12 protein-coding genes are annotated in these 15,513 nt (G+C 59.0%); 3 read left to right on the top strand and 9 right to left on the bottom strand.

The annotated features are described in order from the left end of the window. Positions 1-127: 127 nt before the first annotated feature. Positions 128-1,342, bottom strand: coding sequence for a site-2 protease family protein (locus ACVW0C_RS01280; RefSeq protein WP_457384075.1), 1,215 nt, complete (start codon positions 1,340-1,342; stop codon positions 128-130). Positions 1,343-1,748: 406 nt separating this feature from the next. On the opposite strand from ACVW0C_RS01280, the gene nrdJ reads away from it, so the two are divergent. The 3 genes from nrdJ to ACVW0C_RS01265 all read left to right on the top strand — a co-directional run bounded on the left by nrdJ (position 1,749) and on the right by ACVW0C_RS01265 (position 7,594). Beyond that, the gene (gene nrdJ / locus ACVW0C_RS01275) at positions 1,749-5,135 is read left to right on the top strand and encodes a ribonucleoside-triphosphate reductase, adenosylcobalamin-dependent (RefSeq protein ID WP_457384161.1); all 3,387 of its coding nucleotides are present in this window, start codon (positions 1,749-1,751) and stop codon (positions 5,133-5,135) included. A 133-nt stretch (positions 5,136-5,268) separates the two neighbouring features. Further along, the gene (gene pheS / locus ACVW0C_RS01270; RefSeq protein ID WP_011432376.1) at positions 5,269-6,270 is read left to right on the top strand and encodes a phenylalanine--tRNA ligase subunit alpha; all 1,002 of its coding nucleotides are present in this window, start codon (positions 5,269-5,271) and stop codon (positions 6,268-6,270) included. Between the two features lie 130 nt (positions 6,271-6,400). After that, positions 6,401-7,594, top strand: coding sequence for an RNA-guided endonuclease InsQ/TnpB family protein (locus ACVW0C_RS01265; RefSeq protein ID WP_457384074.1), 1,194 nt, complete (start codon positions 6,401-6,403; stop codon positions 7,592-7,594). 1 nt (position 7,595) lies between these two features. Here the strand turns inward: ACVW0C_RS01265 and ACVW0C_RS01260 are convergent, their stop codons facing one another. From ACVW0C_RS01260 to ACVW0C_RS01225, 8 genes are all read right to left on the bottom strand, one after another. Further along, positions 7,596-7,892 carry a PipX family protein gene (locus ACVW0C_RS01260; RefSeq protein ID WP_011432377.1) on the bottom strand — a complete coding sequence of 99 codons (297 nt, stop codon included), beginning with the start codon at positions 7,890-7,892 and terminating at the stop codon, positions 7,596-7,598. Between the two features lie 191 nt (positions 7,893-8,083). Then, complete coding sequence (locus ACVW0C_RS01255) at positions 8,084-8,659, bottom strand: TIGR04376 family protein (RefSeq protein WP_457384073.1); 576 nt, start codon at positions 8,657-8,659, stop codon at positions 8,084-8,086. Between the two features lie 196 nt (positions 8,660-8,855). Further along, positions 8,856-9,611 carry an ABC transporter ATP-binding protein gene (locus ACVW0C_RS01250; RefSeq protein ID WP_011432379.1) on the bottom strand — a complete coding sequence of 252 codons (756 nt, stop codon included), beginning with the start codon at positions 9,609-9,611 and terminating at the stop codon, positions 8,856-8,858. A gap of 54 nt (positions 9,612-9,665) precedes the next feature. Further along, positions 9,666-11,441 carry an MBL fold metallo-hydrolase gene (locus ACVW0C_RS01245; protein WP_414387851.1) on the bottom strand — a complete coding sequence of 592 codons (1,776 nt, stop codon included), beginning with the start codon at positions 11,439-11,441 and terminating at the stop codon, positions 9,666-9,668. Between the two features lie 256 nt (positions 11,442-11,697). Continuing rightward, positions 11,698-13,170: a cellulose synthase gene (locus tag ACVW0C_RS01240; protein ID WP_457384072.1), complete on the bottom strand. Its 1,473-nt coding sequence runs from the start codon at positions 13,168-13,170 to the stop codon at positions 11,698-11,700. Between the two features lie 523 nt (positions 13,171-13,693). Further along, the gene (gene rpmA / locus ACVW0C_RS01235) at positions 13,694-13,963 is read right to left on the bottom strand and encodes a 50S ribosomal protein L27 (protein ID WP_011432382.1); all 270 of its coding nucleotides are present in this window, start codon (positions 13,961-13,963) and stop codon (positions 13,694-13,696) included. Between the two features lie 73 nt (positions 13,964-14,036). Then, the gene (rplU, locus tag ACVW0C_RS01230) at positions 14,037-14,462 is read right to left on the bottom strand and encodes a 50S ribosomal protein L21 (RefSeq protein WP_011432383.1); all 426 of its coding nucleotides are present in this window, start codon (positions 14,460-14,462) and stop codon (positions 14,037-14,039) included. Positions 14,463-14,733: 271 nt separating this feature from the next. Then, positions 14,734-15,483, bottom strand: a complete 750-nt coding sequence (locus ACVW0C_RS01225; RefSeq protein WP_457384160.1) for a PRC-barrel domain-containing protein — start codon at positions 15,481-15,483, stop codon at positions 14,734-14,736. Positions 15,484-15,513: the final 30 nt, after the last annotated feature.

Here is a 15,513-nt window from a genome sequence, read left to right as displayed (position 1 = left end):
GGTCTCCCGGAAATAGTATCTGAGACTACTTTTCTCGGCCTTCTCTCCCCACCTTGCAGATCCCAACCCCTTTTGTGGTAGAGGGAGAACCTAGGTACCTTGGGCTGCTCCCTGTCCAGACATCCCCCTAAGGCTCATTGCGCAGATCCGGGGATCCCTGCCAAGCCAGACTGGGGGATCCCTCTCCGGCCAGATTGTCCTCCACCTGAAATCCAGGGGGCCATTCTTCGCTATCGCGCACCCGCTGCACCACCTCTTGGGGCAGCACGACCCCCAACTGCCGGGCAGCCATGGCCACCACATCCCCCCGGTCGATCAAGCCAGCAATGGCGCCGGTGGGCGTGAAAACCAAAATGCGGCGGGGTTCTGCCTGGCGCATCATCTGAATTACCTGGGGAATGGGGGTCTCTTCTCGTACCCCCTGCAGTTGCTCCATCGGCTTGAGAATAGCCTTGAGGGTGAGGCGATCCCACTGGCTGCGCTCGATGTCGTTGAGCAATTCTGGCCTGACCAGCCCACGGTAGCGGCCATCTTCCTCAGCAAAATAAACGTCCGCCGGTTGAGTTGGGGCTTCCGGCCTGAGAGAAGAAGGCACCAGATAGCGATCCACAAACTCCCGCAGGCTCATGTTCGCGTCCAAAACCCGAAACTGGCGGGTCATCACATCGGCAGCTTTCAGGCGGGCCAGCACCTGCTGCAGTTGCGCGTACTGGCTGTAGCGGCGGGCGGTGTTCAAAATAAACAGGCCGATCAACCCCACCCAGAGGCCGTTGAGGCTCCCCCAAAATACCACCAGCAGACCTAGCCCCACCAAACCCCAGCCCACCCCCTGGCCGGCTCGGGCCGCCCACAGCATACCCTTTTGCCGATCCCCTGTCCAACCCCAGATGGCCGCCTTGAGCATTTGCCCCCCATCCAGAGGCAGGCCCGGCAGCAGGTTAAACAGGGCAATCGTCAGGTTGATGGCAGCCAAGCTGGTGAGGGTTGAGGCCAGCATCGACTCCGGCACAGCCCAAGCCCGGGCCACGCTGAAGAAAACAAACAGACCCAAGCTGAGGAGAGGGCCTGCCACCGCCACGCAAAAAGCCCCAAGGGGGCGGGGAACTTCCCGCTCAATCGCCGCCATACCCCCAAAAATAAACAGGGTTATCGAGTTAACCCGTACCCCATAGGCGCGGGCCACCAAGCTGTGGGCCAACTCATGGGCCAGCAGAGAAAGAAACAACCCCATCGCCGTCAACACCCCGTAGGAGAGCACCAGCAGGAGGGCCGCCGGGAACCAGGTGTAGTCGATGAAAAAGGGGATCCCCCACAAGCTACCGATGCGCAGGCGACTGGTCATGACGATACAACTCCTTACACAGCTCTCACTGGGGAGAAGGCCCAGGAAGGTGCCGTTGAAGACAACAAGCAGCCCCTTAACTTGGGATCCCTCTCCTCCACTGTAGCCCTTCTGCCGGGCCTTCCGTTCCCTTGCGGCTCCCCCGGCAGACAGCGGGCCTGCCCTATCCCTAGAGGCTCTTAAAGATCTTCTCAGAGCAGATCTTCTCAGAGCACAACACTACCTACAACACCGGATCCCTGAAGATTGTGATAACGTGGTTGGGCATTGGGTCGGCGGGGTTGTCAACCGTCGCTCAAGAGTCGGAACTACCGAGCTTTGCAGAAGAGGTGTGGCTATGGTGTGGACTTCGTCCCACTCAGGCGAACAGAGCGAAGAAGTGCAGGGACTTGATCCCGCCCAGACGATGGGAGCCGCGCCTCCAGGCGAGTTTCCGGCCACAGCCCCGGCGGCCAGCCCGGTGTTCTACCGCACCTACAGCCGTCGCCGCCCAGATGGCAGCCGCGAGACTTGGAGCGAGGTTTGCGATCGCACCTTGGCCGGTATTGCCCGGTTGGGGCGCTTCACCCCTCAGGAGCGGCAGTTGGTAGAACGTCTGCAGCGGCAGTTGAAGGCGTTGATCTCCGGTCGAGCCTTGTGGGTGATGGGCACCGACTGGATCCAGAAGCCGGAAAACTTCTCCGGTGCCTACAACTGCACCAGTTTGGCGGTGGTGGACTGGCGGGCCTTTGGCCTGATGATGGATCTGGCCATGATGGGCTGCGGCACGGGAGCGGTGCTGGAACCCCAATTCATCAACCGCTTGCCTCCCATCCTCAACCGCCTTCAGGTTCACGTCAAGGGATCCATCGGCGCCACCCCTCCCGAAGAGCGGCAGGAACACACCCGCATCCACCGGCAGGGATCCCAGGTGCACATCCAGGTGGGAGACAGTCGCCGCGGCTGGGTGGAGTCCTACCAAGCGCTGCTGGAGCTGGCCTCGGATCCCAGCTTTGGGGGCCAGGTGGAAGTGACAGTGGACTTGAGCGATGTCCGCCCGGCTGGGGAGCGGCTGAAAGGGTTTGGGGGCGTAGCCAACCCCATTAAGCTGCCCGGCTTGTACGAGCGCTGTGCCGCCATCCTCAACAGGGCGGTAGGTCGGCAACTGAACTCGGTGGAGTGCTGTTTGCTCATCGACGAGGCGGCGGTGGTGGTGGTGGCGGGAAACATTCGTCGTAGCGCTGGCATTCGTCAGTTTGCTGCCGACGACCAGCTGGGATCCACCGCCAAAGACAACCTCTGGCAGCAGGACGAAAACGGCAACTGGAGAATTGATCCCGAGCGAGATGCCCTGCGCATGGCCAACCACACGCGGGTGTTTCACCGCAAGCCGACGCGGGAAGAATGTATTGAGGCCGTGCGGAAGCAGTTTTACTCAGGCGAGGGGGCCATCCAGTGGGCCGGGGAAGCCGTAGCACGGGCCAATTGCGACCTTATCCCACCCGACCTAAAACCCGACTTTCTCAAAGCCTATGAGGCAGGAACGGCCCGAGAATGGCTAAAGGGACGGGATCCCTCCCTAGGGGAAGAGGAACTTCAGGATCGCCTGTGGCGCTATGGGCTGAACCCCTGCGTGACAGCCGATACCTGGGTGCACACGGGCGATGGGCCGCGCCAGGTGAGAGACCTGATTGGGAAGCAGCACAGCACCTATGTCAATGGAGAACTATTCAGTACCACACCGGAGGGGTTCTTCTACTCCGGTACCAAGCCTGTGCTGAAGCTTTTGACCAAGGAAGGGTTCTCTCTGCGGCTGACAGGCAACCATCGGGTTCTCAAAGTCACCGCTCAAACCCAAAAGGCACAATACACCGAGTGGGTACCGGCAGAAAGCCTACAACCGGGCGACCGCATCCTGCTGCACAACCATCGCGATCTCACGCCGTGGGATGGGGCGGGTACCTGGGAAGAAGGCTGGCTTTTGGGGAATTTGCTGGGTGACGGTAGCCTTACGGCAACCCCGTGGAACGACACGGCTTTATTACGCTATTGGCAAGATACCCAAGCCGAAATGAGCCAGTATGCGATTCAGCTTTTGCAAACGGCAGTGGGTTACGAGCCCCGCCAGCCAGAGGCATATCACTATGCGCAGCTTGGGTTGCGGGTTATCGGCTCCAGGGGGTTGGCAAAACTGGCGGCCCAGTTCGGCATGAGGCCCGGACAAAAGCAGATGACAGAGGCGCTCGAAGCCACCAGCTTCCAGTTTCATCGAGGCTTCTTGTGCGGGCTCTTTGATGCGGATGGCAGCGTGCAAGGTAATCAGGAGAAAGGGGTTAGCGTGCGGCTCTCTCAAAGCCATCTGGGTACCCTCAAAGCGGTTCAGCGCATGCTGGCGCGGCTGGGCATCATTGCAGTTTTGTATGAGAATCGCCGTCCTGCTGGATATCGCCTGCTGCCGAACAGTGCTCGCCAACCTGCACCATACGCTTGCAAAGCCCAGCACGAATTGGTTATTGCCAACGACAACTTGCATCTGTTCCAGGAATGGGTCGGCTTTCGGGAACCGCACAAAGCCCAAAAGCTAGAGGCACTGCTGAATGGCTACAAGCGCCAGCTCAACCGAGAGCGGTTTGCTGTGACGGTTGCTGCCCTTGAGGCAGACGGGGTAGAGCCGGTGTATGACTGTACTGTCCCCGGCCCAGCGTGCTTTGATGCCAATGGGTTTGTTGTCCACAACTGTGGCGAGATTATTGGCCACACATTCCATTGCAACTTGGCCGAGATCCACCTCAACCGTTTGGATCCCCACAACCGGCAGGAGCAGGAAGACGCCTTTACAGCGGGAGCTCTCACGGTGGCAGCCCTACTCCACCACCACTTTGTGGAACCCCGCTTTCAGCGTTCGCGGGAATGGGATCCCATCGTCGGCGTCTCGTTCACAGGCCTGTTCGACTTTTGCGTCAAAGCCTTTGGGGTTGAATGGCTGCGCTGGTGGCAGGAAGGGAGACCCGATACCCCCATCGGGAAGGAATTCAAGCAGCAGGAGCGGGAATACCTCAGCCGCTGGAAGGAGATCGTCCACCGCGTGGTCTGGGACTACTGCGACCGCCACAGCCTGCGCCGCCCCAACCGCTGCACCACGGTTCAGCCCGCCGGCACCAAGTCGCTGCTCACCAACGCCTCTCCCGGCTGGCACCCGCCCAAAGCCCAACGCTACATCCGCCGCATCACCTTTGCCAAAAATGACCCGGTGGCGCTGGCCTGTCTGGACTATGGCTACTCGGTGGTACCTGCTCAGGCGGACAAAGATGAAAACGGGAACTTGCTCAACGACCCCTTTGATCCCCGCTGTACCGAATGGCTGGTGGAACTGCCTGTGGAAGTAGAATGGGCCAACCTGCCCGGTGCTGGCCAGATCGAGATCGAGCAATTCTCGGCCCTGGCCCAGTTTGACTTCTATATGCAGGTTCAGAGGTACTACACCACCCACAACACCTCCGCCACCATCGAGCTGCGGGAGGACGAGGTGGAAGCTCTGGGATCCCGTATCTACGAAGCCATCCGCGACGACGAGGGCTACATCAGCGCAGCGCTGCTGGCCCGCTTCGATGCCCCCTTCCCCCGCCTGCCTTTTGAGAAAATCGACAAGCCCACCTACGAACGACTGGTGGCCGAGGTCAAAAAGAGACGGCGGACAGATAACTTCTTCGCGGCCCTGGCCCGCTACGACCGCAACTTTACCTTGGCAGCAGAGGGACCGGCAGGGTGTGACGCTCTGGGGTGTCTGTTGCCAGATTCGGCGCCTCAGAGCTAGTTCCCCAAAAGGGTTCCCCCTGCTGCCGACCAACCCCATCGGATGCAAAGGCGCGACCGAGCTCCCTCCTGTGATACCTTTGTAGGGACTCCTCACAACCCCAGGGATCCCTTCTGCCCTTGGAATCGGCCCCATGCAAGACGAAAAAGACACGCTTCGCCAACAGCTTCTCACCCTGCAAAGCGAGGCCCTCGCCCAAGTGGAACAAGCTGACGGTCTGGAGGCTCTGGAACAGATCCGCATCGACTACCTGGGCAAGAAAGGTAAGCTCTCCAAAATCTTGGGGGGAATGGGGAAGCTGCCCCCAGAAGAACGGCCTGCCATTGGCGCTTTGGCCAACACCTTTAAAGAGGCCCTCCAATCCAGTCTGGAGCAGCGCAAACAGGCCCTTGGTGAAGCTCAACTGCTGGCCCGCCTAGAAGCAGAGCGCCTGGATGTCACTATGCCCGGGCCCCGTCGGCCTCTGGGGCGGATCCATCCGCTGCAGGCCACCATCGACCGCATGCTCGATATCTTTGTGGGCATGGGCTACACCGTGGTGCATGGGCCTGAGCTCGAGACGGAGTACTACAACTTCGAGGCCCTCAACACCCCTGCCGACCATCCGGCGCGGGATATGCAGGATACCCTCTACCTGGCCAATGGCTACCTGATGCGTACCCAAACCTCCTCGGTGCAGGTGCGCTACATGGAGCAACACCAGCCGCCGCTGCGCATTGTGCATGCCGGTCGGGTGATGCGCCGCGATACCGTGGATGCCACCCACTCCGCTGTGTTTCACCAGATGGAAATTTTGGCGGTGGGCGAGAACCTCACCTTTTCCGACCTGAAGGGCACCCTCAACACTTTCATCACCCGCCTATTGGGCAAGCGAGAAACCCGCTTTCGGCCCAGCTATTTTCCCTTTACCGAGCCTTCTGCTGAGATGGACGTGCGCTTTGGCTCGAAATGGCTGGAAATCTTCGGCTGCGGCATGGTGGATCCCAATGTATTTCAAGCGGTGGGCTACGACCCGGAGCGCTACACCGGATTTGCGGCAGGGATCGGCATTGAGCGGATGGCCATGCTCCTCCACGGCATTCAGGATATCCGCCTGTTTTATACCAGCGACCTGCGCTTTCTGTCTCAGTTTTAGGTGGCTATCTTATCTGAGGAACAAAACCCTCGTCCTGAGCCCTGCAAGACCTTCAGCTAGAAATCGCAGGAGCCCCGCACTGTACCCGTAGGGTCAGTGTCGGGAGGAATGCGGAAGTTACGATAGAACCATGACCCAAGTCCTGACCGTCTCCTGTAAGCTCAAGGTGTCCCAGTCGCAGGCCGCAAAGTTGGACGCGACCTTGGATGCCTTTGTGCAGGCGTTGAACTGGGTCAACCAAAACACGCCCGAGAAAGTCACCAACGCCGTTAAACTTCAATCTCTGTGCTACCGCGAAATCCGTGCCCGGTTCGGCTTGTCCAGTAACTTGGCTCAGCAGGTCTGCAGATGGCTGGCCGGTGCCCGCAAGGTTGCCCGACAGAAAAACCGCCCCGTCAAAGCGTTCAAGGGGGGCTTCGCGACCTATGACGCACGTATCTTTTCATTCCGCGAGAAAGACTGGACGGTGTCGCTGACCACGGTTGAAGGGAGAGAACGCTTTGAGCTAGCCATTGGTAACTACCAGAGGGGAATGCTGGCTGGCTCTAACCCCAAATCGGCCACCCTAGTCCAGCGGAAGGATGGCTCCTACTACATCCAGATTTGCGTAGAGAAAAAACCACCCAAGCAACAAGATACCGACAAGGTGATCGGGGTGGACTTTGGAAGGACAGATATTGCCCATACGTCAGAGGGGGACAACTGGAATGGACAGCAGTTGAACCGAGTCCGAGACCACTACTCCCGGTTGAGGGCGGTACTCCAACGCAAAGCCAGTAAGGGCACACGCAGTTCGCGGCGCAGATGCCGTCAACTGCTGCAACGGCTGTCTGGCAAGGAGAGACGCTTTCAGGCGTGGGTCAATCATCGCATCTCCAAAGCTATTGTCTCTAGGGCAAAAGCCACAAACAGCGCTATTGCTCTGGAAGACTTGACAGGGATACGGGAGCGTATCAACCAACAACCCCGCAGCAAAGCCGAGCGACGCAGGGCCAACAGTTGGGCGTTCTACCAGCTGAGGCAGTTTCTGGAATACAAGGCTCTGCGTGCAGGGGTTACCTTGATTCTGGTGCCGCCTGCCTACACGTCGCAGACCTGCCACCGGTGTTTGCACGTCCATCCCGATCCTACGCAATCCTATCGCAGTGGGAAGCAGTTCAAGTGTGGGCACTGTGGATGGGAAGGGGATGCGGACTGGAATGGGGCCAACATGATTGCCAAGCTTGGGGCTGTCGTAAACCAGCCTAGAGGCCCGTGGTTGGCTTGCCAACTGCAGGGCTACCGAAAGCCCGCCCTGTACTGCGAAGCAGTCAGGGTCGGGTAGTTTACGAAAAGGTTTGCTTGTAGATCAACTGCAATTGTTCTAGCTCATCTTGGCGGGCAGCACGGCGCAGCAGGCGCATTTGCTCTTCGATGAGCTGGCGAGCCTCATTACGGCTAATCGGATCGAAGACCAACTCCTCCATGGCAGCAGGATCCCCGCTGTTATCCGGCGGCCTGAAGTAAACCCGAAAAAAGAGCCTTTGGGCGTAGAGAGTGGTGAAGAGAGCCTGATTTTCGTCGACCTGACACAGGCTGTAGAGCAGACCAAATGTGGGGTGATTCAGATACAACTCATTCATGCCCAATAGCGTATCACTCTTGGGGGAGAGGAGAAACTTTTCTTCCCGGTCGGTGCCAGAGAAAGTTCTGGAAATGATGTGGCTATGGCTCTTGAGACCAAGGGCTTAAATCACAAGTTCCGCCCAGCTCGATTTTGGCTGTTGCGACTGGATTCAACATTAGCAAACTAACAAGATTTTGGGTCAGGCTGTTACCGCCGCTGCTGTTCCCGCACCTTCCTCTTCGTGTCATTCAATTCGTTTTCCACCTCTAGCTGACGAAATTTCTCTTCCAATTCATCCCAAGCCTCGAAAGGTTTTCCCCAAGGGCTGAAATTCCGGTCCGGGTTGTCGATGCCTTTGGCTTGCGCGGCTCTTACCTCCTGCAGCTTAGCCTTCACTTCTTGGCGGCGCTGGCGAATCTGCGGCAGCAGGGCTTCCATTTGTTGGATTTTCTCCTTTTGGGCTTTCATTTGACCCCATAGCTGGCTGCCCCTCTCCAACAGCTCAGCCTCCCGGCGTCGCGCTCCTTCGGCCAGATCGGGACGATTGGCCCGCTGCGCCTTCTCAATGCGAAAGTGCCAGGTTTTGATCTCCTCAGCCAAGTTGAGAATGCTTTTTTGGAGAGCTTCCTCTTGGGCGCGGCTTTCCTGCAACAGCCGCAGGGTATCCGATTCCTGCTGGCGCAACTGCTCATCGAGGGCTTGCAGCTCGATCTCGGGGTGGGTCCTGAGAAATTCTTCCAGGCGGGTTTCCAAAAACCGGATGATATCTTCGATCAGTTTCATGGACGGATCCTCTTCCCAAGCCCTCAGTTGCGTTTAGAGTAGCCCAAGCTGGGCCATCCTAGATAGGGTTATCCCATGCCCGTTTAAGACATTCCCTTCGACCTTCACCCAAAGTGAGGCCAGGGATCCATCCGGCACGCCAGTTCACTGCAACTGGGAACTCTCCTGAACCCAACTGCCCCCAGGCGGATCCCTCTCAATCCAGCAAACGGCCATCCCCAACCCGGATAATGCGCTGGGCGGCCTGGGCTACTTCAAGGTCATGGGTGACCACGACCAGGGTGATGCCCTGCCGGTGGAGCTCCGCAAAAAGGTTCAGCACTTCCTGGCCGGTATGGCTATCCAGAGCCCCAGTCGGCTCATCAGCCAGCAACAGTTGGGGTCGGTTGACAATGGCACGAGCAATCGCCACCCGCTGCTGCTGGCCGCCGGAGAGTTGGGCCGGACGCTGCTGCAGTTTGCTCCCCAAGCCCACTTGTTCTAGGGCTTGCTTGGCCCGCCGGCGTTGCTCCGGCTCCGGGATCCCAGCATAGGCCAAGGGCAGCATGACGTTCTCCAGCGCTGTCAGGACGGGCAGGAGATGGAACTGCTGGAAGACAAAGCCGATTTTTTGGTTGCGAATGTGGGCCAAATCGCGATCGGTCAGGGTGGAAACTTCCACCCCATCCAGCCAGTAGCGCCCTGAGCTGGGCCGATCCAAGCAGCCGATGAGGTTCATCAGGGTGGATTTGCCGGATCCAGAGGGCCCCATAATGGCGCAATACTCTCCCGGCTGGATCGCCAAGTCGATATCGTAGAGGGCCTGAAAACTGCCCTCCGGCAGTGGATAGACTTTGTTCACCCCAACCATCTGCACTACGGGCGGGCTGGCCGCAGCCAAGGCCTCGGCTGGGCGCTCCAGGGATCCGACCGGCCCACGGCGATGATTTGCCCAGGAATCTTGCTCAAGCATGGTTGGCACCGCGACTTGCCCCATTCTAGCCTTTGGGCTTCCCTGGCTTGACGGCTAACCGGAAGAGCGGATCTCCTGCGGCTGATGGTAGGGGCAGCTCCCCTGGGGATCCACCCTGAGGCGGTAGAGGGGAGAGCGTTCCTGATCGCAGCGAAAGGCTTGGGCTTGGGAAGTCAAGATCTGGCGGGCAAAGCGACAATTTTGGCACTTTTTGCCACCGTGATGACTGGATACAGAAGGCTGTTTTGGACGCGGCACGATCCCTGCTGGAGAAGGGGCAGCCTCTGCCGGGCGGATCAGCTCCCGTGGAGAAAGGCCGCGCAGCACCAGTTCGGATCCCTGCCAGCGGGCTTCCACCAGGCCGGTATCGGCCCAGGCCAGCCAACGGGGATCCTGGGTAATCTGGGGGGGCAGACGCACCTGTACCCCCGCCAAAGTCCGCGGCGACCCCTGCTCCTGCCAAACTTCTTCCACCTCCCCCTCGTAGCGCACAGCGGGATCCGTGACCTCGGCAGGAGAATCCGGGAGCTTGACCGGGGTTTGCAGGCGGCCATCGGGCAACTCCAGCCAATGCCCAGGCTGAGGGCAGTGGACATGGTAGCGATTGCACAGCTCCGGCAGATCCGCCAGATCCTGAGCCTGCTTGGGGTCGGCGTGAACCAAGACCAAATGCTGGGGGCGAAAGGTGTGGATGATCTGGGTGAGATGCCCGACATCGTTGTGGCTGTGCCAGGTTATCCATTCAACGGCAATGCGGGAGCGCAGCGGCGCCGGCCAACGCTCAAATGGGGTGGCCAGCTCCACTTCCGGCAGCCGCACCAGCAGACAGGAGCGCTGCGGTTGGGCCAACAACCTCGACCAAATTGGATCCCAAGCCTCAGGCCCGGCATCGGCGTCGCACAGCAGCAAGCCTTGGGGCAGAGGATCCGCTTCGGTAAGGGGCTGAACCCGCGGCTGCAGGCGGTCTTCCCAGAACAAGGGCTGGTAGGTGGCGAAATTGCGCACCGGCTCCGGCAGGTAGGTGAGCAAGCGCTCGTAGAGATTGCAGCCTGCCGCCAGCCCCGGCGCCACCCATATCTTGAGCTCTTGGGGGGCTTGGGTAAAGCGGTGGTGGGCTTTGAGGAGAAAGATCAGCTCCTGCCCCAACCCCAACACTGGCAGGGGAAACAGCACCGTTTGCCCCGCTTCCAAGGCGCTGAGCAACCGCTCCACCAGGCGATTTTCCAGGTGACGACGGGGTGGATGGCGGGTGGATCCCAGCGAAGCCTCGATGAGCAACACGTCCGGCTGCCAGTGGCGCAAAGCAATGAGATCCAAGCCGGGGGCAAAGCGAGTTGAGGCCAGGGAACAGTCGCCCGTGTACACGCAGGCTTGGGCCGGAGTGGTTTGGGTATTTTGCAGCAGGGTTGCCGCCGCTCCCGGCAGATGCCCAGCCGCAAAGAAAGTGAGCATCAGATGGGGCAAAATCTCTCGCGCCCGGCCCAAAGGCAGCGCCCGAAAGGGGGGAAAGCGAATGTCCCGGTCGTAGCCTGGCCAAACGCCACACTCCCACAGACCAGCGGCCAAATGAGCAGTCACCGGCGTGGCGTAGAGAGGTACCTGAGGGTAACGACGATGAAAAGCAGGTAGCCCTTGCACATGGTCAAAGTGAGCATGGCTGCAGATTACCGCATCCGGGATCCCTGGCAGAGCCTTAAAGAGGGCAGGAGCGGGCAACCCGCAATCGAGAAGCAAACGGTGGGATCCCATCTCCAGCCAATAGGCACAGCCCTGCTGCCAGGGATCCGTACCCAGGGGGAGCAGTCGAAGGGGGGGTCTCTCTGACTCCACAGGTGTGTCGTTCTGAACCTAGAAGACCGCGTTCAATCCTGCAAACAGGAGGGGCGACTTGGCCAGGGATCCCCCCTCTCCACCGGTACACCTCCCCGGAGAGTTGGAGACAACCTGTGCCGATCCACTTATCTTACACTTCTCACAGCATAGCGTTTGCCCACCATCTGCCGCGGCAGCCTGCCATTTCATCCATGCAGCAGCTGAATGGATGTGGGGATTTGGTTTTGCGATGAACTTGTCTTGGCTTGGCAGCCTATGGGTCGGCGCTCTCTTCTGTCGCCGCAGCGGCGCTGCTGCTGGGAAAAGCAAAGCCGGCAAAATCGTGATCGTCGGGGCGCACCGTCAGGATCATCAGGTTGTAGAAGGCCCAGACCAAGCCAAACAGCAGCTCAGGCCAAGAGGGATCCCAACTGCCGGCAGAACGCAGGGATCCCACCCCCATAGCCAGAAAAGTCAGCACAATAGCCAGAGCCTGAGGTCCTAAGGAGAGCTGGGAAGGCTGCTCGGGATAGGGGGGCACTCCCTGCAGACTTTGCACCAGCGCCTGGATGGACTGAAAAAACTGGCTGCCCGTCTGCCGTTCCGACTGCCAAGCTGCCCCCCACAGATGGGGGGGAAAGGCCAAGAGCCAACTGATGCGCCCTAGGAGAGCATAAGGCAAAAACCACGCGAAGAAGACCCGGTCAAAGGCCGGCACCGGCATCCACCCCGTGCAGAGAAAGACCATCGGCACCGCCAAGTAGACCAGCTCCGCCATCCCACCGGCAGCCCAGAGGGCCAGCCACAGGTATTGAAAGCGCTGCTGCTGTGTGGTCGGCTTGCCCCAAAAGGGGTTTTCCCTCAAGGCCGAAAACAAAGCCAGCAAAGCAACGCGGCGGTTGCGCAAGGGCAACAAAACACCCGTAACCTGGGTTTGGCGAACCAATTGAGACTGCCAGCCGCGGCAGTGCATCTGACACCCCAACTGCACAGGGCGGCGAATGTCGATCTGCGGGATCCCTTCCAAAGCCTTGCGCCGGATGAGACAGCCAGAACCCAACAGGGGTGCCGCCTGATACCCTTCGGATCCCACCGCCAAAAGCTGTTGCAGGGGGTGAACGGCTCTGGGCTGGCCTAGGGTGCGCAGCATCGCCTGCACAAACCCGATACGATTGGCGATGGGAGCCCGCTCCGGCGAGTCGTAAAAGTGGGGCAAGGTCTGCCACAGGAAGTCCCGCTCGAGAAAATGGCCCGGCTGTACTAGGAGGAGATACTCCCCTTGGATATGAGGGGATCCCATCGCGTAAGCCAGGGGGTCGGCTGTGGGGCTAGGGCAGGCCCAGTATTCGCAGGGAATGGCCCGGGCCGCCTTGGCCATCTCCTCATCCTCTACCCGATCCACAATGTGGACAAACAACCGCTCCCACGGGTAGTCGAGGTGCAGAGCCGAGAGCACCGTCTGCCGGGTTGCCTCTACGGAATCCCACTGGCGCATCACCAGCACATCCACTCGCGGTAACTGGAAAAACGACCGCCGCAGAACCTCCGGGGATGGGATCGTCTCTCTCGGCACCTGGGGATAGCGGCTGAGGGTGAAGCCCACCGCTGCCAGCCAAACATACAGCTCTGCCCCCCAAAACAAAAGGGATCCCAAATCCATCAACCCGGCTGTCAGTCGCCAGTAGAGGTACATCACCCCGGCAATGAGGTGAAGCAACCCTGCCCAGCGAAACAGATACACCCGCATCAGCTTTCTGCCTTCCACGCTTTTGCCATTTTCGCCCTTGAAGGGTCAGGGATCCCTAGCTCCTCTTCTCTTCCGGCTGGCCCCAATCCTCAAGAACGAAAAAAGTTCAGGAATCAGCAACAGCAAAACCCTGTCTGCTCTGGAGCAGACAGTTTTCAGCCCGGCAAGCAGCTTGGTCGACAGAAGCGAGAATCTTCTCTTGCGGAAGAAACTGATACATTTACGCTGAGCACTGCTGAACATCACTGTTCAACTATGCAGCGATAGCATTCTGTTTGTTTCCAACCAGAATGGCGGTATCCCGCAAAGCTTTGAGTAGAATACCCAAAGCGCAGTTTCCGTGTCGTCTTACTACCAATTTTCTGCTTTGCTTTGGCTACCATGTTGGCAGACTCGAAAGTAAACAGAAAGATCAACTGGTAGTAATCCGTACTGAACATATTATACATTATTTTCAGTATAGTTGAGCTTATTATTGACTAGAGTCATGCTCTCCCAGGCAGTTTCAAAGCTGGGCCTTTCCCTACTGGGCAGCCACCTCAGCTGGGTAGACACTCACCTTTTGCCGCCACTTGCCATAGCGCTCAAAAGTCACAATGCCGGTGACCACAGAATACAAGGTGTCGTCGCCGCCGATGCGCACGTTCACCCCTGGGTGAAACTTGGTGCCCCGCTGCCTGACCAGAATGTGGCCGGGATGCACCAGCTCGCCCCCATAGCGCTTCACCCCCAGCCGCTTGGCATTGGAATCTCGACCGTTGCGAGTGCTGCCCGTTCCCTTCTTATGAGCCATAACGCCTCCTATGCAACTGCATGATCAACAACAAGATAAAGAAATCGGGATTCAGGACACCTGAGTTCAGAGTTTATTCCTCATCCGCAGGGATCCCTGTCGCCGCTGCCGAAGGGGCTGCCTCTGGGTTAGACTCTGGAGCCGCTTCCGTACGGGATGGTGCCGTGGCTAGGGGCACCCCATTGAGTTCAATAGACTCGATCAGCAGACGGGTCAGCGGTTGCCGATGGCCCCTCTTTTTGCGGGTCTTTTTCTTTGGCCTCATCTTGTAGACGATGATTTTATCGCCGCGCCGATGCTGTAAAACCCGTGCCCTGACGACCGCCTCCGAAACGTAGGGATGCCCCAACGTGATTTGTCCCTCGTGGTTGATCAACAGCACACGAGACAAATCGAAGGGGCTGTTCTCCTCCACTTCTGCCAGGCGATCGACCTCGTAAAAACGCCCCGGCTCCACCCAAAGCTGCTTACCGCCGGTTTCCACAATTGCGTAAGTCATCTTTCTCCCTGCCGTACAGGTGCCCTGCGGGGGTCTTGAAACCTGATCCGAGCATTGACAGCGATCCCAAATTCTAGCGGAAAAGGCCGCCATCTGTCAGCTAGAGTTGGGCGAGGGTGGCCATTTCCAACGGGTTTGCAACAGTTCCGACGGCGCAGTGGGACGGAATCCCCCTGCTGCTGACCCTCACCCCCAGCCCCCTTAGAGGGAGAGGGGAGTTAAGAATCAACTTCGCAGCATCTGTAGCGACCGTAGGCTAGAGGTTGAAAAATTATTCGGTCAGCTTCTCCCAAGCAGCCTGAAGGGCAGCCTGCATGCGCTGAGCGGCGCGGCTGAGGCGATGTTGCCAGGTTTCCCACTTGTGTTGCAGAAACTCTGCCGCCTCGTCCAGTAGGGAGAGATCGAACTTGCCCCCTTTGGCCAGCTCGTCCCGCACCTGCTTCACCTTAACGCGCACCACCTCCGGCGGATCCTGTGGGCCAACCAACGCCTTGAGGCGATCCCCCATGCGCTGGATAAGCTGTTTCACCTGCCGAGATTTTTCGCTCCAAAAGTTCTTCAAGCCTTCTGCTTCCGATTTCAGCCGCTGCGGAGCATCCTCCTTAACCACCACCGCGTCCACATCAATGGCTTCCACATCCTCAGGCAGGAGAACGGCGCGCCCCCCCCAAGGCTCGGCAATGCTGCCACCCAGAATATAAGCGGCAATGGATCCGGTCTCCCAGTCAAAGAGAAAATCCTCAATCCAGCCGACCTCTCGATTCCCAATGCGCACTGTGCGACGGTAAAGAGAGCTGATGGGGGTTAGGGGGGTAGCAAAAACGGTGGAGTAGGTCAGCAGCGCGTCTGGCCCGATGAGAGAAATCTGCTCCAGGGGGGTGTACCCCTGCTGGCTGGTGAAGTAGCATACCCGCCCTGTTGGGTCAACCCAGATTTCTTCTACGGTACCCAATGCGGTAGCAGTGCTGCCATCGAGGGCCAGCAGGCCCACCACCTGGCTACGTCGGATGATCTGTTCCATAGGGTTCATCGAAGTTTATCTCCTCGATGG

It is taken from the genome of Thermostichus sp. OS-CIW-26 (assembly GCF_054058395.1).
Note: the sequence above shows the minus strand (reverse complement) of the source record. Positions and strands in the feature narration are given on the sequence as shown.